The organism is Pseudomonas sp. Fl4BN1 (assembly GCF_009908285.1).
Taxonomy (GTDB): Bacteria; Pseudomonadota; Gammaproteobacteria; order Pseudomonadales; family Pseudomonadaceae; genus Aquipseudomonas.
In genome coordinates this window covers 72555-93430 of sequence record NZ_JAAARM010000014.1, presented here as the reverse complement: position 1 = coordinate 93430, position 20876 = coordinate 72555, and the positions used below count along the sequence as shown (strand labels likewise).

The window sequence follows — 20876 nt, the reverse complement described above, 5'->3', positions numbered from 1 at the left end:
CTGGCCTGCACATGACAAACAGACAGTGTTGATTACAACCTGATATTCAAAGAGCACCGCTTTTCACACAAGCCCCGTCATCCACCCTTGACCAGGCTCTTCGCAGCGAACATTCATTGGCTCCATCCGCTATGTACGCCAGCCTCAAGTCACTCCTCTCATGGCCCCTTTCCCGAGATCATCTGCGCTGGCTCAGCCTGCTGCTGTTCTCCGGCTCGGCCTTGGGCAATGTGTTGATCTATTGCCTGGACCAGCCCTTGCCTCTGCCCCTGCTGATCCTCAGTATCGCGGCCCTGGCCTGCATCTGGGTGCAGTATGGCTATTCGCGCAACTCCATCCGCTTCCAGCCTCAGGAACTGGCCGAGCGCTTGCTGGAGGTCAAGGAGAATGAGCGGCATCGCCTCAGCCGCGAACTGCACGATGACATCGGCCAGTTGCTGACAGCAGCAAAACTGCAGACCGACTGGCTCAAGCGCCGCCTGCCGGACGATTTGCAGGAACACTGCACGGCGCTCGGCACCACGCTCGAAGAAACCCTGGCCAAGGTCCGTGACGTATCGGCCATCCTCAATCCCCGGCAACTGGCCAGCCTCGGGCTCGAAGCCAGCCTGCGCGCCCACTTGCTCAAGACCCTGGAAAACACCTCGGTGCACTGGAGCCTGGAATGCCACCAGCGCCTGGCAGGGATTTCCGAGGAAATGGCCGTTGCGGCGTTTCGCATTACCCAGGAGGCCGTGACCAATATCCTGCGTCACGCCCAGGCGAAAAACCTGCTGGTGCGCCTGCAACGATTGCCGGAAGGTCTTTCGCTGTTCATCAGCGACGATGGCCAGGGTTTTGCACCGGCTGCCGATCCTGGCGCCCAGGGCCAGCGTGGCATGGCCGGGATGCAGGAACGCATCAGCCAACTGGGTGGCCTGTTGAAGGTCACCAGCGAGACCGACCAAGGCACTCAGATCGAAGCACTCTTTCCCTGGGCCCCTCGCACTCTGGAGCGGGCCAGTACGAATAAGGTTTTACATTGACCTGTAATTTACTTTTGGTGGATGACCACTCGCTCATCAGGGCTGGCGTGCGCGCCCTGGTCATGGACATTCCCGGCTACGCGGTGATCGGTGAAGCCGATGATGGCGCGCACCTGTTGGAAATGGTCGAGAAACTACGCCCGGATATCGTCCTGCTGGATCTGTCGATGAAGCGCACCAGTGGCCTCGATGCCCTGCGAAGGCTCAAGGCGATGCACCCCCAGAGCAAAGTATTGATCCTGTCGATGCATACCGATCCCGGCCTGATCATGCAGGCCCTGGAGTCTGGCGCTCACGGTTACCTGCTCAAGGACACCACCGCCGTCGAGCTTGAGCATGCCCTTGAAGCCCTGCGCAACAACGAGCGCTACTTGAGTCCGGCCATCGCCCACACGGTGATCAACCAGGCACTGACCCGAGCCCAGAAAAGCCAGCCGCTGCCGATTGAGAACCACAACCTGACAGCCCGCCAACTGGAAATCCTGCGGCTGATCGTCCGCGGCAAATCGACCCGCGAGATTGCCCTGGGGCTGGGTTTGAGCATCAAGACCGTGGAAACCCACCGCTCGCAAATCATGAAGCGCCTGCAAATCTTCGACGTCGCCGGGCTGGTGCTGTTCGCCGTGCGCGAGCGCATCATCAGCCTCGACGACTGAACTCAGCCGCCGCTGCCGAGCAACGGCGAGTCGGCCGACAGATGCACCCGCAAGGCTGCGCGACGAGCGGTAAAACGCAAGGTGTCGCCTTGCAATGGCTCGCCGTCGAGATTGATGTCCAGACCTTGTGAAGCCTTGATTTCCACCCAGGGCAACCGTGCCCGGACAAACAGATTATCGATTCCCAGCCCACCGGACAGCAGGCTCTTGAGGGTGCCTAGCAGCTCCTGGGGCGCCGGCAGGATGCTGATATCCAGCAACCCGTCATCGACCAGGGCATCCGGGCACAACTCATGACCACCACCGGCTTGCCGGCCGTTGCCTATTCCCAAGGCCAGCAGTTCACCACGCCAATGGAAGTCCGGCCCCTGCAACTCGCCATAAGCCGCGCTCAATTCGGCAAAGCGCGAGAGGCCGGTAAACAGATAGGCAGCACCGCCAAGGACCTTCTTGAGCTCCTCAGAGGTGTTGGCGGTGACCTGGCTGCCAAAACCACCGGTGGCCATATTGAGGAAAACCTGCCCACCGACTTCGCCAAGATCGATCGCCTGCGCCGGAACATCCAGCAAACCCAATGCCGCCGCAGGCTCCAGCGGCACACCGGCAGCCCGGGCAAAATCATTGGCCGTGCCCAGGGGCAGCAGTACCAGGCTGGCCTCACTGGAGGCATTGGCCATGGCCTCGGCGATATCGCGCAAGGTGCCATCGCCGCCTCCGGCAATCAGCCGGGTGTACCCGGCGGCCAGCGCTTCGCCCACCAGCCGTTGGGCATCCCCGGCCTCCCAGGTCAGGCGCACCGCCAGCTCCCAGCCGGCGTCGCGTTTGGCCTGGACCGCAGCACGCACCTCCTCGTTGAGGGCCTGCTTGCCGTGCAGTATCAACAGTGCCTTGCGTTCACTCATCAGCCCTGACTCCTGCTGTTGCAGATTGGTGAAACGTATTGACCCCGGACAGACAGGAAAAAGTCTGTCGCTGTGATTTATTTTTTCCCGGGAGCGGGCCTAACCCGCGCTCCGCCAGTAATCAGGCGGCTTGAAGGGGCGCTGGAAAAATCTTCCATCCCAGGCCTGCTTTCGATTCGCCAGCCTGTGTTTCATGAGCTTTACTGACCCTTGTCGAGTAGATGAGGGGGTGTCAGCAGCAAGCTTGTCGGGCGCGGGGGGAACCCACCTGAAAGCATCAACTGCCCACCTTCCGGCTATCCGCCAGTCACCCGAGGGATCATTCGACGTGGCTTTTTCATGTCATGGACAGGTCGTTACAGGGGGCCTTCTCCAACGTCCTGACTGATTGTATTTCCAGTCAACATAGCCTTGGGTCGAGGGAATTGATCTTATGCGGTTGCAACCTGTAGACAGCCTGCTACTGACTCGACCCAGCATGGTCGAGTACTTTCTCTTCGGAATCCGAGTGGTACATGGCGTGACCGCCATCGTTCCGGGGCTGTTGCTGCTTCTGCTGCTCACGGACCAGAACCTGGCCGTGCTCAAGAGCGACCTGACCATCCTCGTGTTCTTTGGCGTCATCAGCGTGCTGATCTTCCAGGCGCTGGGGGTCTACGCCGAGTCCATCTTCAGCAACCAACTGCGTTTTCAGCTGACCCTGTTTGCCTGGGCATCTTCCTTTTGCGTATTGCTGTTCATGCATCATTCGATGCAGATGTTCGACAGTATCGGCAACACCGAATTGTTCGCCTGGTTTTTCGGCAGTTTCGTATTGTTCGGCATCGAGCGCCTGATTCTCCTGACCCTATTCCAGCAATTGATGCAACGCGGGGTTTTCCTGCAGAACGCGGTGATCCTCGGCGCCACGGAAAACGGCCAGCGCCTGGCGGAATACCTGGCCCAGCATCAGGACATCCGCTCCGGAGTCATAGGCTTCATCGACGACCGCATCGGCCGCCTGCCCAAGACCCTGTGCAACCTGCCGCTGCTGGGCAACTCCAGCGACCTGGAACGGCTGATCCGCGAGGAGAAAGTCACCCAGGTCCTGGTGGCGCTGCCCTGGTCGGCGGAAAACCGCATGGCCTACGTGATTCGCGAGCTGCGCCGGCTGCCGGTGAACGTGCTGCTGGTGCCCGACATGGTGGCGTTCCGACATGCTCACAACCGCATCACTGAAGTCGCCAACCTGCCGATGTTCAACGCTTCGGAAGTGCCCTTGCGCGGTTGGTCGCCGTTCTTCAAACGCCTGGAGGACATGATCCTCTCCAGCATTGCCCTGGTGCTGCTATCACCGGTGATGCTGCTGGTGGCCCTGGCGATCAAGCTGGACTCCAAAGGCCCGGTACTGTTCAAGCAGAAGCGCTATGGCTACAACAACCGACTGATCGAGGTCTACAAGTTCCGCTCGATGCACCAGCATCTGAGCGACGCCAATGCCGAAAACCAAACCACCCGCGGCGACCCGCGCATTACCCGGGTCGGGCGCTTCATCCGCAAGACCAGCCTCGACGAGCTGCCACAATTGTTCAACGTGCTCGGCGGCAGTATGTCCATGGTCGGACCGCGCCCCCACGCCACCGCGACCAAGGCCGCTGGTATCCTGTTCGAAGAGGCGGTCAAGGAGTACACCTCGCGCCACCGGGTCAAGCCGGGGATTACCGGCCTGGCGCAGATCAACGGTTATCGAGGCGAAACCGACACCCTGGAAAAAATCGAGAAACGTGTCGAGTTCGACCTGGAATACATCGAAAACTGGTCAGTCTGGTTTGATCTGTACATCCTGTTCCGCACTATTCCGTCCGTCATCATGACCCGCGAGGCCTTCTGAATGAGCACACTCATTCCCTGCATCATTGCTGGCGGCGCCGGCACCCGGCTATGGCCAGTATCCCGCGAAGCGATGCCCAAGCCCTTCATGCGCCTGCCGGACGGCGAAAGCCTGCTGCAGAAGACCTTCGTCCGCGCCACCGCCCTGAAAGACGTCGGTCGCCTGTTGACGGTGACCAACCGCGAGGTGTTCTTTCGCACCCTGGACGACTACCGCCAGCTGAACAAGACCCACATCGACCTGGACTTCATCCTCGAACCTTTTGGCCGTAACACGGCGCCGGCAATCGCCGCAGCCGCCCTGCACGTCAGCCGCTTGTACGGTGAAGACGCGCAACTGCTGGTCCTGCCCGCCGACCACTTGATCAAGGATGTGCAAGCTTTCGCCGCCGCGGTGGACAGCGCCCGGCAACTGGCCGAGCAGGGCTGGCTGGTAACCTTCGGCATAGTACCGACACACGCAGAAACCGGCTTCGGCTACATCGAAAAGGGCCAGGCCCTGAACACCGAGAGCTTCCAGGTCAGCCGCTTCGTTGAAAAACCCGACGCCGCTACTGCCCAGGCTTATGTCGAGGGCGGCCAGCATCTGTGGAACGGCGGTATGTTCTGCATGCGCGCCGACGCCATCCTGCAGGAAATGCGCGAACTCGTGCCCGACGTAGTGACCGCCGTCCAGCAGTGCCTGGAACTGAGCCATCGCAAAGAAGGCAAGCATGAATTGCAGGTGGAACTGGACGGCGGCAGCTTCGCCCAGGCTGAGGACATCTCCATCGACTACGCGGTGATGGAACGCTCGAACAAAGTCGCCGTGGTGCCCTGCCAACTAGGCTGGAGCGATATCGGCTCATGGCAGGCAGTTCGCGAACTAGCCCCCGCCGACGAGCACGGCAACCAGTGCAACGGTGAAACCGTGCTGCACGATGTCAGCAACTGCTACATCGACTCACGCAGGCGCCTGGTGGGCGGCGTCGGCCTGAACAACCTGATCATCATCGACACCCCGGACGCACTGCTGGTGGCCGATGGCAATCGCAGCCAGGACGTCAAGCTGATCGCCCAGGAGCTCAAGCGCCTGGGCCACGACGCCTACAAGCTGCACCGCACCGTGACCCGGCCCTGGGGTACCTACACCGTGCTCGAAGAAGGGCCACGCTTCAAGATCAAACGCATCATGGTCAAGCCCGACGCGTCGCTGTCGCTGCAGATGCACCACCACCGCAGTGAGCACTGGATCGTGGTCAGCGGCATGGCCCGAGTGACTAACGGCGAGGACGAGTTCCTGCTCAACACCAACGAATCGACCTTTATCAAACCCGGCCGCACCCATCGACTGGTCAATCCCGGGGTGATTGATCTGGTGATGATCGAAGTGCAGAGCGGGGAGTACCTCGGTGAAGACGACATCGTGCGCTTCAACGACATTTATGGGCGGGTTCCCGCCGACACCAGCAAGACCTGAGTTAGACCTCACGCAGTAATGTGGCCCGACAGGGAGTTGTGACTATGCACGCCAGGAAGACCGCTCGATGAAAAAACTCCTGCTGATATCCAGTGTTCTCATGCTCTGCGCCTGTTCCATACCGGCGAAAGTCGAGCTGCCTCCAAGCCAGGACCTTGAGGCCGCTCATCGCGCCGGTGATGCCCTGGCGGGCCAGCCGCTGCCAGCCCAGAAAATTCGTCCGGGAGACACCCTGCGCATCGTCCGCAATACCGGCGAGGCACCATCGATCTCGGCCTTCACCGCCAACTCGATCTATGAACTGACGCTGTTCACCGTGCTCAACGACGGCACCTTCGCCTACCCCTATGCCGGGCAGGTCAAGGCCGCGGGGCTGACCCCGCAACAACTGACCCAGGTCCTGGAAAACCGCCTGAAGAACATCTATCAGGATTCGGCGCTGACCGTGAACATCAACCAGGCACCAGGCAACACCGTGTTCGTCGGCGGCTCGGTGCGCAACCCGGCGCCCCAATCGGTGACGGTGATTACCACCCTGGAGCAAGCCATTGTCAGCGCCGGGGGGCTGCTATCGGTGGGCGACAGTCGCAACATCGCCCTGCTGCGCGAGGGCGAGGACGGCCGCTACAAGACCTACTTCTTCGACTACCGCAAATTCATGATCGCCGGCAACGCCGGAGCGGCGCCGGTGCTGTTGCAGCGAGGCGACGTGGTATTCGTACCCAAGTCCAGCGTCGGCAACGGCATTGAGTGGGTGGACCTGTACCTTAACCAGTTGATCCCGTTCACCAAGTCGATCGGTATCGGGGCGAGCTACGAAATCAATCGCCAATCCACCAATTGATCGCCAAGGACAGCCCATATGATCAATATCCGTTCCTTTCGCGATTTGCTGCGGTTGTTTTTCATCTTCAAGCGCGAAGTCAAAATCACCGTGCTGGTGACCTTCATCATCATTGTGCTGGGGGCCTTCCTGCTGCCCAACCGCTTCGAATCCACGGCGTTGCTGCTGGTCAAGCCGGGGCGTGACACCAGCACCCTGCCGATCGAGATTGCCGATCGCCAGGCGGTGGTGATTCCAAGCGCCCAGCGTGACCCGATCATCGATGAGGAACGCATCCTCGGCGGCGAACCCATTGCTCGCAAAGTAGCGGAAAAGTACCTCGACGACCTCTCCCGCCAACCCCAGCCTGGCGGTGTTCTGAGTACGGTAAAAAACGCCCTGAAAAGCGCCCTGGAAGGCATCGTCGATCTACTGCGCGGGGCCTTGCAACTGGTGGGCCTGCTGGAGAAGCAGACAGCGGTCGAGCGCTTGACCGAACGCATGCTGAAAAACTTCAGCGTGACCCACACGCCAGGCTCTTCGGTGATGGAGGTGAGCTTCACCTGGAACGACCCGCAAGTGGCCCAGACAGTGGTCAAGAGCTGGATCGAACAATACCAGCAGGAGCGCGCGCAAACCCTCGGACGCAAAAGCCTGTATGCCTTCTATGAAAGCGAAAGCGCCAACACCAACCAGCGCATACTCGGCTACAAGCAACAGATCGCCGACTACCTCAACCAACTGGGTGCGGTGAGCATCGAAGAGCGCCTCAACGACATCTCGCGCAACCTCAACAACCTCAAGGGTGAACACCTCAATACCACCCGTGCAGTGGCGTCCACCAAGAGCGGCCTGGAAACCATCCAGAAGCAGCTCAACAGCATGAAGAAAGAGATCAGCATCGGCCGCCAGATGAGCCTCAATCCTGATCGGCAGGACCTGCAGCAGCGGATCAACGCCAAGCAGATCGAACGCCAGGAAATGCTCCGCACCTTCAAGGAAAGCGCTCCACCGGTGCGGGCCATGGACAGTGCGATCGCCAATTTGCAAGCGTTGCTCAAGTCGGAAAACAGCACGGTGCAGCGCAGTGAGAACCTGGCCCCGAACCCGGTCTATACCCGCCTGCAAAACAGTTTCGCCGACCAGCAGGCGAGCCTCAGCCGCCTGCAAACCCAGGCCGCCCAGCAACAAGCCCAATTGCTCAAGCTGGAGCAGGACCGGCGCCAGGCGCTGGCAATGGAACCCGAACTGGCGCGCCTGCAGCGCGAGCTCAACGCGGCGGAGAAAAGCTTTGCGCTGTATAGCGACAGCACCGAGAAAGCCCGAATCGACCGCGAGCTGGATCAGAGCCAGATCAGCAACATCGCAGTGATCGAGGAAGCCACCTTCAAGCCCAGCCGAGTCTTTCCAAAAAGCCTGACTATGCTGTTGGCGGCCATTCCCCTGAGCCTGGCCGTGGGCTTGCTGGCCCTGTATTTCTTCTACCTGCTGGATCAACGCATCCATGATGGCGACCAGATCGAAGAGCGCTTCGGGGTCAAGGTCTGGAGCAGCCTGCAGGACCTCGACAGCCACCTGCCGCAACGCAACAGTGCCTTCACTGCCAGCCTCTATCGCCTGTACGGCGTCTTGCCCCTGGAACAGGTGGCGGAACAAGGGCTGGTGATCGGCCTGACTTCGGCGCGCCATGGCGAAGGAGTGAGTTTCGTCACCAGCCATCTGCGCGACCTGCTGCAGGAGCGCGGCCATAACGTGCGGATCAACGGCGCGCCCAAGGCCGCTGCCGGTGAAATCGTGCTGCTGGAGGCCTCGGGTTTCTTCTCCAATCAGGAGGCGTTTGTCAGCCTGCGCGAGGCCAACCTGATCGCCCTGATCGTCGAGGCCGAAACCACCACCGTACCGGTTCTGCAAAATGCCCTGTCGATCCTCAATACCGCATTCAAGCGGGTCGATGGCATCATCATTAACCGTCGGCGCTTTGGGATTCCGGAGAACGTGCTGAGCTTCATGGCGCGGGTCAGGGGCAACAGCTGATGCATATCGCGCTGCTGGCCCCCATGGCCCCCGAGCAGAACGGTATTGCCGACTATGCAGGGCATCTGCGGGCCGCACTGGAGAGTCTGGGGCTGCGGATCAGCACGCCTCTGGCCGGGATTGGCAACGATCCCGATCGGGCCATCGAACGCGTAGCGCAAACCGACTGGCAGGGCATCGACCTGGTCCATGCCGAACTGGGCGGTGGACGACTCGCGGAATTTCACGCGCTCAAAGCCCTGCGCCAACGCTTTCCCCAGCTGCCGCTAAGCGCCACGGTGCACGATCCGGAGCGCCTGGTCTGGCGCCGGGCCAAACTGCCCTGGCCACTGTCGTGGGCCGCGCGACTGCCCTCGCCTTTGCCACAAATCGCCACGGTGCTGAGCGATCCGATCTGCTTGTACGAGGAGCAGCAACTGGCTCGCAGCCTTACCCGGCTGATCACCCTGACCCAAGCCGGTAGCGCCTGCCTGCGCCAGCGCATGGGGTTGCGGGCCGAGCAGATGATGGTGATCCCCCACGGCAACCTGGCGATCCCCGCCCAACCCCTGCCACCTTTGTTGCCTCTGAGGCTGCTGTATTTCGGCTTCATCTATCGCGGCAAGGGCATCGAAGACCTGCTGGATGCACTGGCCATGGCCTTTGCCCAGCAGCCCGAAATGCGCCAACGCATGCGCCTGACCCTGGCTGGCGGCAGCGAGCCGGAGATGGCCTTCGGCACCGCCGGCAGCTACCTCGATCAATTGCGCCAGCACATCCAGCGCTTGAATCTGCAAGACAGCATCGACTGGCAGCTGGACCTGCCAGCCAACGATATCCCCAAGCTGATCCAGGCCCACCATGTGATGGTGCTGCCCTACCGCGAATCGAGCAAACTCAAGCTCCTGGGCAAACTGCGGGGTACCAGCGGCGCCTTGTCATGGGCCGTGGCCTGCGGTCGTGGGGCTATCACTTCCGATGCCCGCTCATTCGCCGAGGAAGTGGCCCAAGACAACGGCGTGATCTTTCCTCAAGGTAATGTCGCGGCCCTGGCAGCTGAACTCAGCCATTTGTGCGCCAGTCCCGAACGAGTGGAGCGCTGGGCCGAGCACGCTGGCGTGATCGGTTCCCGCAGGGTCTGGAGCCATACCGCCGAACGCTTTGCCCAGGTCTTCGCACAAGCGTGTGGAGGGGCGGCACATGTGGCGTAAAGCGAACATCCTGCTGGCCTTGCTGCTAGGGCTGGGCAGCCTCTGCGGGCCGGTTCTGGCGGACAACAGCCTGCGCGGCTCGCACCCGGTGGTGTGGAAGGATTTCCTCGGGGTCAACGCGCAGTTCCAGTACTTCGATCCGGGCGTCTATCAAAAGCAGATGAACCGGCTCGACGCCCTCGGCCTGAACTGGGTCCGCCTGGCCATTCACTGGGCGATGATCGAGCCAAGCGAAAATAACCTGCAACTCGACGCCCTGGATGGCGCGATGAATGCCATGCACAGCCACCAGTACAACATCCTGGCCTACATGGTCGGCTCGGCCCCCTTTGCCGCCAACGTTCCGAACGGTGCGACGCCCTCCGATCAGTACCCGCCCAAGGACTTCAACGTTTTCGCCCAACGCATGCAGATGCTCGCCCTGCGCTATCCCCAGGTGAACACCTGGCAGGTGTGGAACGAACCGAATATCGTCTGGCTGCCCAAAGAAGACCCCAACGCCTACGACCGGTTGCTCAACACCACCACCAGCGCCATTCGTACAGCCATTCCCGACAAACCCGTGGCCACCGCTGGCATGGCCTATTACAGCCAGATGCGCAGCACTCAGGGACTGATGCTCAAAGACCTGCTGGAACAGGGCCTGGGCTCCGAGAACCTGATCGCTGCCTACCACCCTTATTCAGAGTTCCCGGAAGGCGATGATGCCGCGGCAAAAGACTTCCTGGTTCGCGGCAATTTCCTCAACAACGCCCTGCACAGCCGCGGCGTGCAGCAGGTGTGGGCCACCGAGTGGGGCTGGTCGAGCTACACCACCGGCGCCCGCGAGATGCAGGCGATGATCGGCCTCAATGGCCAGGCCGATTACACCTTGCGGCGCCTGGCACTGATGGCAACCATGGATTACCAGCGGATCTTCCTGTTCAACTTGAGCGACCTCGATGCCCGTGCCAGCAACCGTGATCAGTCCTATGGCCTGGTGGACCTGAGCGGCGAACCCAAGCCGGTGTACAACGCCCTCAAGTACTTTCTCGACACCACCGGTCCCAGCCTGATTCCAGATGATCCACCGACGTTGAGCAACGCCCCCAATGACCTGTACAGCATCGCCTGGACCCGCCCCAACGGTTCCCATGTGTGGATGTTCTGGAGTGCCAGTGGCAGCAGCCTGCAAGTTCCCGGGCTCAATGCCGCAGTGTTGCACGACCCGTTGGCCGGCACCCAAACCAACTTGAGCGGGCCGCAGGGCCTCAGCGTCCCGCTGAAAACCAGCCTGCAACTTCTGGAGTGGTGAGTTTGAAAATCCTCTGGACCCTGCCCTACCTGCCCTGGCCCGCCACCAGCGGTGGCAAGACCCGGCAATACCATCTGCTGCGGGCGCTGGCGGCCCGGGGCCATCGAATCACCTTGCTGGTGCAGTCGAAGACCCCGCTGGACGAAGCCACTCGCGCCGCCCTGGAGCCTTGGCTGGAGCGCCTGATCGTGCTGCCACGACGGCCTTTGCGCAGCCTCAAGACCCTTCTTTCGGTGCTGTTCGCGCCCTATCCGATGCTGGCCGACATCAACGGCCTGGCGGGGCCGCTGCAGCAACGCTTTCGTGAGTTGCTGCACGAGCCCTGGGATGTGATCCAGATCGAACACAGCTACAGCTTCCAGCCCTTCGAGCAGCCTCTGCAGCAACTGCAGCGGGATTTCATTCTTACCGAACACAATGTCGAATCAGCCCTGGGCGCCGCGAGCTACGACCGCCTGCCGACCTGGTCGAAACCCTTCACCCGCTATGATCAATGGCGCTACCGACGCTGGGAGCGCCGTGTGTTCCAGCAAGCCGCAAGAGTCATTGCGGTGACCGAGCAGGATGCCCTGACCCTGGCCCGGCTGAGCGGAAAACCTGCGGCAGTGGTGGTCAACGGCGTGGATTGCAAACACTACGCGGCGGTGCAGCCGGATCTCACCAGCCAGCGCCTGCTGTTTATCGGCAACTACGAATACAGCCCCAATCTGGACGCTGTGGAATGGGCCCTCGAGGAAATCCTGCCGCGCCTGTGGGCCCTCAATCCCGAAGTGCGCTTCGCCATCTGCGGCTACGCCCTGCCGGACAGTTTCCGCCAGCGCTGGCCGGACCCGCGCATCGAGTGGCAGGGTTTTGTCCCTGACCTGCGGGACCTGCAACGGCGCTCGGCGCTGTTCTTCGCCCCGCTACGCCAGGGCGGCGGCTCCAAGCTCAAAGTCCTGGAGGCCATGGCCGCCGGCTTGCCGGTGGTCACCACTGCCCAGGGCACCTCGGGCCTGCAGGTGGAGAACGGCCGGCACTACCTGGGCAGCGAGACCCCCGGCGCCCTGGCGCAGATTCTTGCCGAAGCCCTGGCCGACCCTGCGCGCCTGCAGCGCATTGGCGCGGCCGGACGCGATTACGTGTTGGCCGAACATGACTGGACCGCCGCCGCCGCCCAGCTGGAAGCGGTCTACCACCAACTCCCCTCTGTCAAAGAAGAAGTGTCCGTATGCGCATAGGTCTGGATTACCGCCCCGCCGCGGGCTACAGCAACACTGGAATCGGCCGGCAGAACCTGGCACTGGAAGACGCCCTGCGTGCCCACCCGGATGTCAGCCTGCAATTGTTCGGCGTGGCCCCGGAGGACCATCCCCTGCGCCGGCACGTGCATTGTCCACGCTGGGGCGCGCCCTTGCAGGCAATCCACCGTTTGCCGAGTCGCTTGCGCTTCGAGGGCGGTTTTCTACCTGGCGCCCTGCGCGAGGCAGGGGTCGAGCTGTACATTTGCAACTTCAACATGGGTCTGCCGCTGGGCAAGAAACCCCAGGACTTGCGATATGTGCTGCAACTGCATGACCTGTTCCAACTGACCCTGACCAACAGCCACGGCTCCAGGCTCAAGGAGCGGGTCTATGGCCTCAGTGACAAGCTGTCCATCGGCCACTCGGTGAAACAGGCGGACCGGATCTGGACCCCCTCGCAGTACACCGCCGATGAACTGGTGAAGCTCTTCCCCGCGGCCCGGGACAAGGTCCGGGTGCTGCCCAACCTGGTCAACGGCTTTCACGGCGAGCCCGCCGATATCGCCGATCTACAACTGCCCGAGCGCTACTGGCTGGCGGTGGGCACCCGCGAACCACGCAAGAACATTCCCTGGTTCGTCGCTGCCTGGCAGGCCGCGCGCCAGCAATCCTCCGAGGTGCCGGAACTGGTGCTGGTCGGTGCACCCGAGCACTTGCCCAGCGAGTTGCGGGTGCTGCATGGCCTGCATTTTCTCAGTGATCTCAGCGAGAGCCAATTACATGCCGTGTACCTCCAGGCCCAGCGTTTGTGGCAGCCGTCCTACGCCGAGGGCTTCGGCCTGCCGGTGATCGAGGCCCTGAGTGTTGGCACCCCGGTGGCGGTGGCCAGCGGCTCGGCCCTGGATGAGATCACCCCAACCGACAGCCCGCGCTTCTCACCCAGCGACAGCGGCGCGCTGAGCCAACTGATGGTGCAGTTGGCCAGTGCTGCCAAGGACAACACAGAGGCGCTCAAGGCCTGGGCCACCGGCTACGCCGAAAACGCCTATCGCCAACGCTTCAATGAATTGCTCGAGGAGCTCAAGTAATGCCCATCGCTCTGCCGTTGGCGCTGATCTTCAGCCTGGTGTTCGGCGTGCTGATCTGGCTGCTGCCGCCGCTCACGGTGCTGGTGCTGATGGTCGGCCTCGCGGCCGCGGTGACGGTGGTCCGCCAGCCCTTGCGCGGGCTGTTGCTGTTCGCCGTGCTGGCGACTTTCCTGCCTTATTCAACGGTGCAGATCGGCATCCGCACCACGGTCTCGGAAGCACTGCTGCTGTTGGTCTGGGTCAGCATTCTGGCGCAAAGCCTGTTCTCCAACCTGCCGCGCCCGCCCAAGCTGTTGCGCACCGAAAAACTGCTGCTGGCACTGATGGCCTTCAGTGCCCTGCCTTTCATCATTGGCCAGTTGACGGTGAACGCCGAGGGCAACGGGCCGGTGAACTGGGTACGTTGGCTGCTCAATCTGTCGGCGTTATTCCTGGTACCGCGCCTACTGCAGGAACAGAAGGCCCGGGAGCAACTGGTCTGCGGCCTGTTGCTGGGGACCCTGCTGCTCCTGCTGCTGTCGATTCCGGTGTTCCTGAAAAACGGCAGTGCCACCGCCATGACGCCGATCCTGGAGAAACTTGGATACGGCGGTATCGCGACCCTAGGTGATAGCCTCAGCGCCCTGGCCGATCGCATGGGCTCGCCCTGGATGCACCCGAACGTCACTGGTGGGGCCATGGCGCTGATCCTGCCCCTGGCCTTCTGCTTTGGCCTGACCCGCAGTGGCTGGGAACGCAAGCTGGGGCTGTGTGTGGCGCTGCTGGGAGCGGTCGGGCTGTTGCTTTCCGGGTCCCGCGGGGCATTGCTGAGCCTGTTGCTGGTACTGATCTGGATGGCTCGTCAGCGGGTGCCCTATACCGGGCGCATGCTCATGGGCGGGTTTGTTCTCGGAGCCTTGTTGCTGATGTCCTACCCACCGCTGCAGGATCGTCTGCTGACCTTGTTCAGCTCCAACGACGCCAGTACCAGCGTACGGGTCGACGAGTATTCACACTTCCCCGCGGCCATGGCGATGTTTCCCTTCGGCATCGGCTTCAAGGTTGATCCCCCGGTACCGGGCACAGGCCTGTGGGGGATCTCCAACCTGTGGTTGAACTACATCTACAAGATCGGCCTACCCGGCATGTTGCTGTTCATCGCCGTGATCTGGAGCTGGTGGCGGGAAACCCGGGGCCCCGGTCTACAGGTCAAGTTGACCCGTGACAACGCCCTCTGGCTCGGCAGCAGCGCAGGCCTCAGCGCCGCCCTGATCAGCGGCTTGTTCGACCACTACTTCAGTTTTACCCAAGTATTGATTGCCCTGTTCTGGCTGCTGCTGGGCCTCAACCTGCATGAGGCCAGGCGCCTGCGGCTCAAGGCCAAACCTTCGCCATCAAGGGTTATTTCAGACTCACTTCCCTCAGGAATCCGCTCATGAAACATCGCATCTTTCACTCGCAGAACCTGAAACAGGCATTGCCTGAATATGCGCAAAAAATGGGCGTGAGCCTCGAGGAGCTGGAGGCGGCCTATCAGTGGATGCTGGAAAACGACGTGCTGTTCGAGCAGCCGCTCAAGGACAATGTGCTGACCTATATCAGCTACCTGAATATCGAATCGAAGATCGAGCCGCCCTTGCCCCGACGCTTTTATGCATTGCTCGGCCGTGAAGTCAAAGGTGCGCTGATTCCCATGTATGGCATCAACTGGCCAACCCTGCGCGACCGCATGCTGCGGACCTGGGAGCAGATCTACAACATCCTGATCTGCAAGATCCCCAGCCACACTCTGCGGCTGCTCTGGTTGCGCATGGGCGGGGCGAAGATCGGCAAGGGCTCCACGGTCTGGCGCAATACCGAAGTGCTTGGCATCGACAGCCTGCGCATCGGCCAGGACAGCACCATCGCCTGGCACTGCCAGCTGGATGCCCGCGGCGGGCTGATCATCGGCGACCATGTGACCATTGCCTCCCACGTGCTGATCATCGCCGGCGGCCACGACCTGAAGGCGCCGGAGTTCTGGGCGGTGGGCGGGCCGATCTATATCCATGACTACGCCTGGATCGCCAGTCGCGCACTGCTGTCCTTTGGCGCCGACATTGGCGAAGGCGCAGTGGTCGGCGGACAGTCGGTAGTATCCAAGCCGGTCCCCCCTTACGCCATCGTCAGCGGGCCGGACGCGGCGATCAAAGGCGAACGCTGCCGCAACCTCAACTACAAAGTGGGCGGCAAAGGCCTGTTCACTTTATTCCACTGAACCGCGCCCATGTTCGGTGCAACGCTGTGGCTGACCCTGGCCACCCTGACCGGGCTGGCCGCAGGCTTTGCCCGTGAATGGCTGCTGGTGGCGGCCTGGGGGGCCGGGGGGCAGAGCGACGGTTTCCTGGTGGCGATGTTCCTGCCCGAGGCCCTGCGCATGGCCCTGGCCGCCGGGCTGCTCAGTGCTGCCGCGCTGCCGCTGTACCAGCAACGCTCGGCCCCTGAGCAACAGGCCTGGTTGAGTGCCCTGGCACCGCGCCTGCTGCTGTGTGGCCTGGTACTGGGCGGTGTACTCAGCCTTGGCGCCCCCTTATGGGTGCGCTTGATCGGGCCTGGCCTGGGCAACGATGGTTACACCCTGGCCAGCGGCGGCCTGCACTGGCTGGCTTGGTGCGCGCCAGGGTTCATCCTCCACAGCCTGTTCTGCGTTCCTCTGCAGGCTCGCGCACGCTTTGTCCTGGCGGGCCTGGGTTCACTGCTATTCAACCTGCCGCCGGTGATCTACCTGGCCAGTTTTCATCATGACGCCACGCCCGGCGGACTGGCGGCCGCCTGTGTACTAGGCAGCCTGCTGATGCCGACCGTGTTGCTGCCAAGCCTGCTGCGGGACGGCTGGCGCCCATGGCGCTTCCAGGCAGCACCCGGGGCCGGGCGCGAGCTGCTGCAGCGTATCGGCCCATTGCTGAGCAGCAACCTGGCCAGCCAGGGCCTGGCACTGTTGGAGCGTATGGCCGCATCGCTGCTGGGGGAAGGGGCCGTCACCTGGATCAACCTGGCACGCAAGTTGATCAATCTGCCGTTGATTGCCCTGATGAGCCTCAATCAAGTGTTGCTCGGGCTGATGAGCGGCAGCTCCGGCGAACAACGCCTGGGCTTGCTGCGTAAAGGCTTGAGTACCACCACCCTGCTGACGATTCCGGCAGTGGTCGGCCTGATCGGTGCGGCGGCGGCGCTGGTGCACCTGCTGCTGCCCAATCAGGCCGCCGACAGCCCTCTACCAACACTGCTGGCGTGGTTCTCCGTACCGTTGATGTTCGGCGCCTGGAACGCCCTGCTGGCGCGCTATGCCTACGCCGCAGGGGACACCCGCATGCCGCTCAACTGCGAGTTGGCCGGCAGTCTGCTGAATGCATTGCTGCTGGCCCTGCTGCCGTACGTCTTTGGCCTGATCGGGATAGCCCTGGCAGCCATCTGCGGCGTTGTCCTCACCGGCCTGCTGTTGATGCGACGCCAGCAACTGCTGGGCCTGGTGCCATGGCGCAGTCATTGGCTGATCGGTATCGGCGGCATGGTACTGGCGGCGCTGTTCCTGCACCCGCTGACTTCTATCTGGTGGCAACTGGGACTGAGCAGTGCCTGCGGTCTGCTGCTGTTGCTGATCCTCGCAGCCTGGCTGCGACCCTGGCGCCAAAACCTGACCTGAACCTGACTGGAACCGGAGATATCGAACATGGCGACACTACGCGTAGCGTGTGTGATCCCAACCTACAACGGCTGCCAGGATCTGGCCCGGCTGCTGGATTCCCTGGCGATCCAGAGCACCCCATTCGATACCCTGATCGTCGACTCCAGCTCCAGCGATGGCACCTACGAGCTGGCCCTGTCCCGCTGCCCCAATGTGCTGCGCATCGACAGCCGGGATTTCAATCACGGTGGTACCCGGCAACTGATGGTAGAGCGCCATGCCGACTACGATGTCTATGTGTTCATGACCCAGGATGCCTACCTGGATGACGCCGATGGCATCGCCCACATCATTGCCCCCTTCGCCGACTCGCAAGTGGGGGCCGTGTGTGGGCGCCAACTGCCACACCTGAATGCCAGTCCCCTGGCCAGCCATGCACGGCGGTTCAACTACCCGCCGACCTCCCAGGTGAAAAGCCTGGCCGATGTGCCGGCACTGGGGATCAAGACCGCCTTCATGTCCAACTCCTTCTCTGCCTATCGACGCGAGGCGCTGATGCAGGTTGGCGGCTTTCCCAGCCACGTGATTCTGTCCGAAGACATGTACGTCGGCGCCAAGATGCTCCTGGCGGGCTGGAAGGTCGCCTACGAAGGCAGCGCCTGTTGCCGCCATTCGCACAACTACAGCCTCAAGGAAGAGTTTCGCCGCTACTTCGACATCGGCGTGTTCCATGCCCGGGAACCCTGGATTCGCCAGGCTTTTGGTGGCGCCGGCGGTGAGGGGTTGCGCTACGTCAAATCCGAGTTGAAGTTCCTCGGCCTCGGACGAATGATGGAATGGCCCGGATCGTTGCTGCGTAATGCGCTGAAATTGCTCGCCTACAAACTCAGCCAGCAGGAGCGTTACCTGCCTTTGGCCTTGAAGAAAAACCTGGGGATGCACAAACGCTATTGGGACAGCCCCTACGCCTGAACAGCCGCGCCCGACTTAAAGTGATTTTTCTGACTGAAGAAAGAGAATTGCCTGAATTGACCCTACGGAGCCAATCAGTGACTGTGCATGTCAGGCGCTGACGCCTCATACAGGGAAGTGCACCGTCATGAACGACAAGGGGCTTTATCCGCGAGCGTACTCTTCGCTCAACCGCATGACAGGCAACTCATGGCTGACCGGCAACCCGGCTCGACAACTCGATCGACCACTCTCGTCCGAACCGTCCCTACGCCACTCCAGGCTGTTGCCGACACTCAAGCGCCTGGCCTGGCTGGTATTGGCGGCGACCATGCTGGCTGGCCTGGTGACCTGGGGTTTCCACAGCCGTTTCGGCCTGCTGCTGTTACTGCTGCTGCGCTGAACGGCGACCTGTGAGCCCGGTCCCGACCGGGCTCACCACACCGGGGTCAATCCAGCACTTCACTCAAGGGAATGAAACTGACCCAATCGCCTTCGACCAGGGTCCGCCCTTCCAGTACCTCCACCAGGCCTTCCGCCCAGGCTGCACTGCGCAAGACACCGGAACTCTGGTTGCGGTAGATGATTGCCCGCCCACCTTCAAGGCGGCCGCGCAGGTACTCGCGGCGGTTGCCGGGATGTGGCCAGACAAAACCCGCCGGCACCTGGAAGCGCAATGGCTGTACCTGCTGCACACCCTGGCGCCGCAGCAGATAAGGCCGCGCCAACAAGGCAAAGGTGACCAGCGTCGATGCCGGGTTGCCCGGTAGGCCGATCACCGGCACACCGCGAAAATGTCCGAAGGTCAGAGGCTTGCCTGGCTTGATTGCCAGCTTCCACAAGCCCAGCTCGCCGGCTTCGCGCAATGCGACACCAAGAAAGTCCGCCTCGCCGACCGACACACCGCCAGTGGACAAGATCAGGTCGACCCCCTCCAGCTCCGCCAGACGCTGGCGAGTTGCCGGCAAATCGTCAGGCAGAATCCCGGCATCCAGTACTTCACAACCCAGGCGCTGCAACCAGCTGCACAACAACACCCGATTGCTGTTGTAGATCTGTCCCGGTCCCAGAGGCTGACCCGGCTCCAGCAATTCGTCACCGGTTGACAACACGGCGACCCGAACCCGACGCACTACCTCCAGTTCCGCACACCCCAAAGAAGCGGCCAAGCCTTGCTCGATCGGCCCCAGACGCGTGCCGGGCGCCAGCACTTGCTCGCCCACAGTGGTCTCCTGTCCCTGGGGCCGGATGTTTTGCCCGACCTTCAAGGGCTCGGTAAAGAGCACCCGCTGATCGTCCTGGACCTGGGCGTTTTCCTGCATCTCGACGCAGTCCGCGCCCGCCGGTACCGGAGCGCCGGTAAAAATCCGCGCACAGGTTCCCGCCTGCAATGGTTCGGGGACCTGTCCGGCAAAGATCCGCTGGCTGACTGGCAGTGGTTCACCCTTCCAGTCCTCCAGGCGCAAGGCGTATCCATCCATGGCACTGTTGGGCCAGGGTGGCAGGTCCAGGTTGGAGATCAGCGCCTCGGCCAACACCCGGCCGTCAGTGGCCGCCAACGGCAATCGCTCACACTCGACAATAGGCGCCGCTGCAGCCATCGCCAGCAAACGCTCCAGAGCCTCCTCCACCGGCATCAAGGCGCCATGCTTGCCCGGCTTACCCACGGGATTCACAGGGTGCCGCCTGTTTCAGATGAGGCACAAAGTTGCACGGGCGATGCCGCGAATCCAGTTGCTCGGCGAGGATTCCGTCCCAGCCGGTGCGCACCGCATTGGTGGAGCCTGGCAGGCAGCACACCAGGGTGCCGTTGGCCAACCCTGCCAAAGCACGGGACTGCACAGTGGAGGTGCCAATGTCCGCGACTGAAATCTGCCGGAATAGCTCGCCGAAGCCGTCGACCTGTTTATCCAGCAGGCAAGTCACCGCTTCCGGAGTACTGTCACGCCCCGTGAAACCGGTGCCACCGGTGATCAACACCACCTGCACCACGTCATCAGCAATCCAGGTGGCAACCTGGGCGCGGATCTTGTACAGATCGTCCTTGAGCAGGACTCGTGCTGCCAGACGGTGACCTGCGGCGCTCAGGCGCTCGACGAAGACTTGTCCAGAAGTGTCGGTTTCCAGAGTGCGGGTATCGCTGACAGTCAACACCGCGATGTTCAGTGGGGCAAAAGGCACATCAGCCTTGGCTTTCATAGGCTCGGTCCGTGGTAGGAGGAACAGCCCGGTGTTATATCACAGCGCTCTCATCCGCCGCCGCTGCGGAGCCGGCCATCCCCGACACGGCTTGTGATAGCACCTCACACGCCAACGAATGCAGACTGAGGCCATGCTGCACGAAGATTCCATCTGCCGTCTCGAACGCCTGCGATCTGTCTGGCAACGTGGCAGAATGTCCCTGGCCAAGGAACTTGCAGACGTTGTATACGTCTGAAGACCAGCACTCAAAGTACTCATTTCGGAGACACACAATGACTCAACGGACCCTCGCCACTCTCATGCTCGCACTGGGCCTGGCCACTCTCGCCGGTTGCGCCTCGCCAACAGTGATCACCTTGAATGACGGTCGCGAAATCCAGGCCGTCGACACCCCTAAATACGACAAGGACTCCGGCTTCTACGAGTTTGAGCAGTTGGACGGCAAGCAGACTCGCATCAACAAGGATCAGATCCGTACCGTCAAAGAGCTGTAAGCCTGACGGTTGTCGATCTGAAA

Annotated in this window: 19 protein-coding genes; 16 read left to right on the top strand and 3 right to left on the bottom strand. The window is 62.0% G+C overall.

The genetic code is table 11. From position 1 onward, the window contains the following. The first annotated feature begins 131 nt into the window (after window positions 1-131). Both GV818_RS17415 and GV818_RS17410 read left to right on the top strand, forming a co-directional pair. Entirely contained in the window at window positions 132-1025 is an 894-nt protein-coding gene (locus GV818_RS17415) for a sensor histidine kinase (protein WP_161757114.1), read from the top strand. Next, a complete protein-coding gene (locus GV818_RS17410) occupies window positions 1022-1681 on the top strand; it encodes a response regulator (RefSeq protein WP_161756930.1) in 660 nt (219 codons plus the stop codon). Before GV818_RS17415 ends, GV818_RS17410 begins: the two co-directional genes overlap by 4 nt. Window positions 1682-1683: 2 nt before the next feature. Here GV818_RS17410 and yegS read toward each other — a convergent pair whose 3' ends face one another. Then, window positions 1684-2583 (bottom strand): lipid kinase YegS, encoded by a 900-nt coding sequence (gene yegS, locus GV818_RS17405; protein WP_161756931.1) that lies wholly within the window; start codon window positions 2581-2583, stop codon window positions 1684-1686. Between the two features lie 433 nt (window positions 2584-3016). Between yegS and GV818_RS17400 the strand changes: the two genes are divergently transcribed. The 13 genes from GV818_RS17400 to GV818_RS17340 all read left to right on the top strand — a co-directional run bounded on the left by GV818_RS17400 (window position 3017) and on the right by GV818_RS17340 (window position 18560). Next, window positions 3017-4453, top strand: a complete 1437-nt coding sequence (locus GV818_RS17400; protein WP_161756932.1) for an undecaprenyl-phosphate glucose phosphotransferase — start codon at window positions 3017-3019, stop codon at window positions 4451-4453. After that, a complete protein-coding gene (locus GV818_RS17395; RefSeq protein ID WP_161756933.1) occupies window positions 4454-5911 on the top strand; it encodes a mannose-1-phosphate guanylyltransferase/mannose-6-phosphate isomerase in 1458 nt (485 codons plus the stop codon). Between the two features lie 67 nt (window positions 5912-5978). Then, complete coding sequence (locus GV818_RS17390; RefSeq protein ID WP_161756934.1) at window positions 5979-6755, top strand: polysaccharide biosynthesis/export family protein; 777 nt, start codon at window positions 5979-5981, stop codon at window positions 6753-6755. An 18-nt stretch (window positions 6756-6773) separates the two neighbouring features. After that, on the top strand, window positions 6774-8768 hold the full coding sequence (locus GV818_RS17385) for a GumC family protein (protein ID WP_161777080.1): 1995 nt from the start codon (window positions 6774-6776) through the stop codon (window positions 8766-8768). Then, window positions 8768-9958 (top strand): glycosyltransferase, encoded by a 1191-nt coding sequence (locus GV818_RS17380; protein ID WP_161777079.1) that lies wholly within the window; start codon window positions 8768-8770, stop codon window positions 9956-9958. Before GV818_RS17385 ends, GV818_RS17380 begins: the two co-directional genes overlap by 1 nt. After that, the gene (locus GV818_RS17375; RefSeq protein WP_161777078.1) at window positions 9948-11252 is read left to right on the top strand and encodes a cellulase family glycosylhydrolase; all 1305 of its coding nucleotides are present in this window, start codon (window positions 9948-9950) and stop codon (window positions 11250-11252) included. Before GV818_RS17380 ends, GV818_RS17375 begins: the two co-directional genes overlap by 11 nt. A gap of 2 nt (window positions 11253-11254) precedes the next feature. Then, a complete protein-coding gene (locus GV818_RS17370; protein ID WP_161756938.1) occupies window positions 11255-12472 on the top strand; it encodes a glycosyltransferase family 4 protein in 1218 nt (405 codons plus the stop codon). Further along, window positions 12463-13563, top strand: a complete 1101-nt coding sequence (locus tag GV818_RS17365) for a glycosyltransferase family 4 protein (protein ID WP_161756939.1) — start codon at window positions 12463-12465, stop codon at window positions 13561-13563. The genes GV818_RS17370 and GV818_RS17365 overlap by 10 nt, the downstream gene beginning before the upstream one ends. Next, window positions 13563-14981, top strand: a complete 1419-nt coding sequence (locus tag GV818_RS17360; protein WP_161777077.1) for an O-antigen ligase family protein — start codon at window positions 13563-13565, stop codon at window positions 14979-14981. Before GV818_RS17365 ends, GV818_RS17360 begins: the two co-directional genes overlap by 1 nt. Continuing rightward, window positions 14978-15799: an acyltransferase gene (locus tag GV818_RS17355; RefSeq protein WP_161777076.1), complete on the top strand. Its 822-nt coding sequence runs from the start codon at window positions 14978-14980 to the stop codon at window positions 15797-15799. Before GV818_RS17360 ends, GV818_RS17355 begins: the two co-directional genes overlap by 4 nt. 9 nt (window positions 15800-15808) lie before the next feature. Next, on the top strand, window positions 15809-17224 hold the full coding sequence (locus tag GV818_RS17350; protein ID WP_161756942.1) for a lipid II flippase MurJ: 1416 nt from the start codon (window positions 15809-15811) through the stop codon (window positions 17222-17224). A 27-nt stretch (window positions 17225-17251) separates the two neighbouring features. After that, window positions 17252-18178, top strand: coding sequence for a glycosyltransferase family 2 protein (locus GV818_RS17345; protein ID WP_161777075.1), 927 nt, complete (start codon window positions 17252-17254; stop codon window positions 18176-18178). A 127-nt stretch (window positions 18179-18305) separates the two neighbouring features. After that, window positions 18306-18560 (top strand): hypothetical protein, encoded by a 255-nt coding sequence (locus GV818_RS17340; RefSeq protein WP_161756944.1) that lies wholly within the window; start codon window positions 18306-18308, stop codon window positions 18558-18560. A gap of 46 nt (window positions 18561-18606) precedes the next feature. On the opposite strand, the gene GV818_RS17335 is transcribed toward GV818_RS17340, so the two are convergent. Beyond that, window positions 18607-19794: a molybdopterin molybdotransferase MoeA gene (locus GV818_RS17335; RefSeq protein ID WP_178124968.1), complete on the bottom strand. Its 1188-nt coding sequence runs from the start codon at window positions 19792-19794 to the stop codon at window positions 18607-18609. 22 nt (window positions 19795-19816) lie between these two features. Continuing rightward, a complete protein-coding gene (gene moaB / locus GV818_RS17330) occupies window positions 19817-20356 on the bottom strand; it encodes a molybdenum cofactor biosynthesis protein B (protein ID WP_161777073.1) in 540 nt (179 codons plus the stop codon). Between the two features lie 275 nt (window positions 20357-20631). Here moaB and GV818_RS17325 point away from each other — a divergent pair, with 275 nt between their 5' ends. Next, the gene (locus GV818_RS17325) at window positions 20632-20853 is read left to right on the top strand and encodes a YgdI/YgdR family lipoprotein (protein ID WP_161756947.1); all 222 of its coding nucleotides are present in this window, start codon (window positions 20632-20634) and stop codon (window positions 20851-20853) included. Window positions 20854-20876 lie beyond the last annotated feature (23 nt).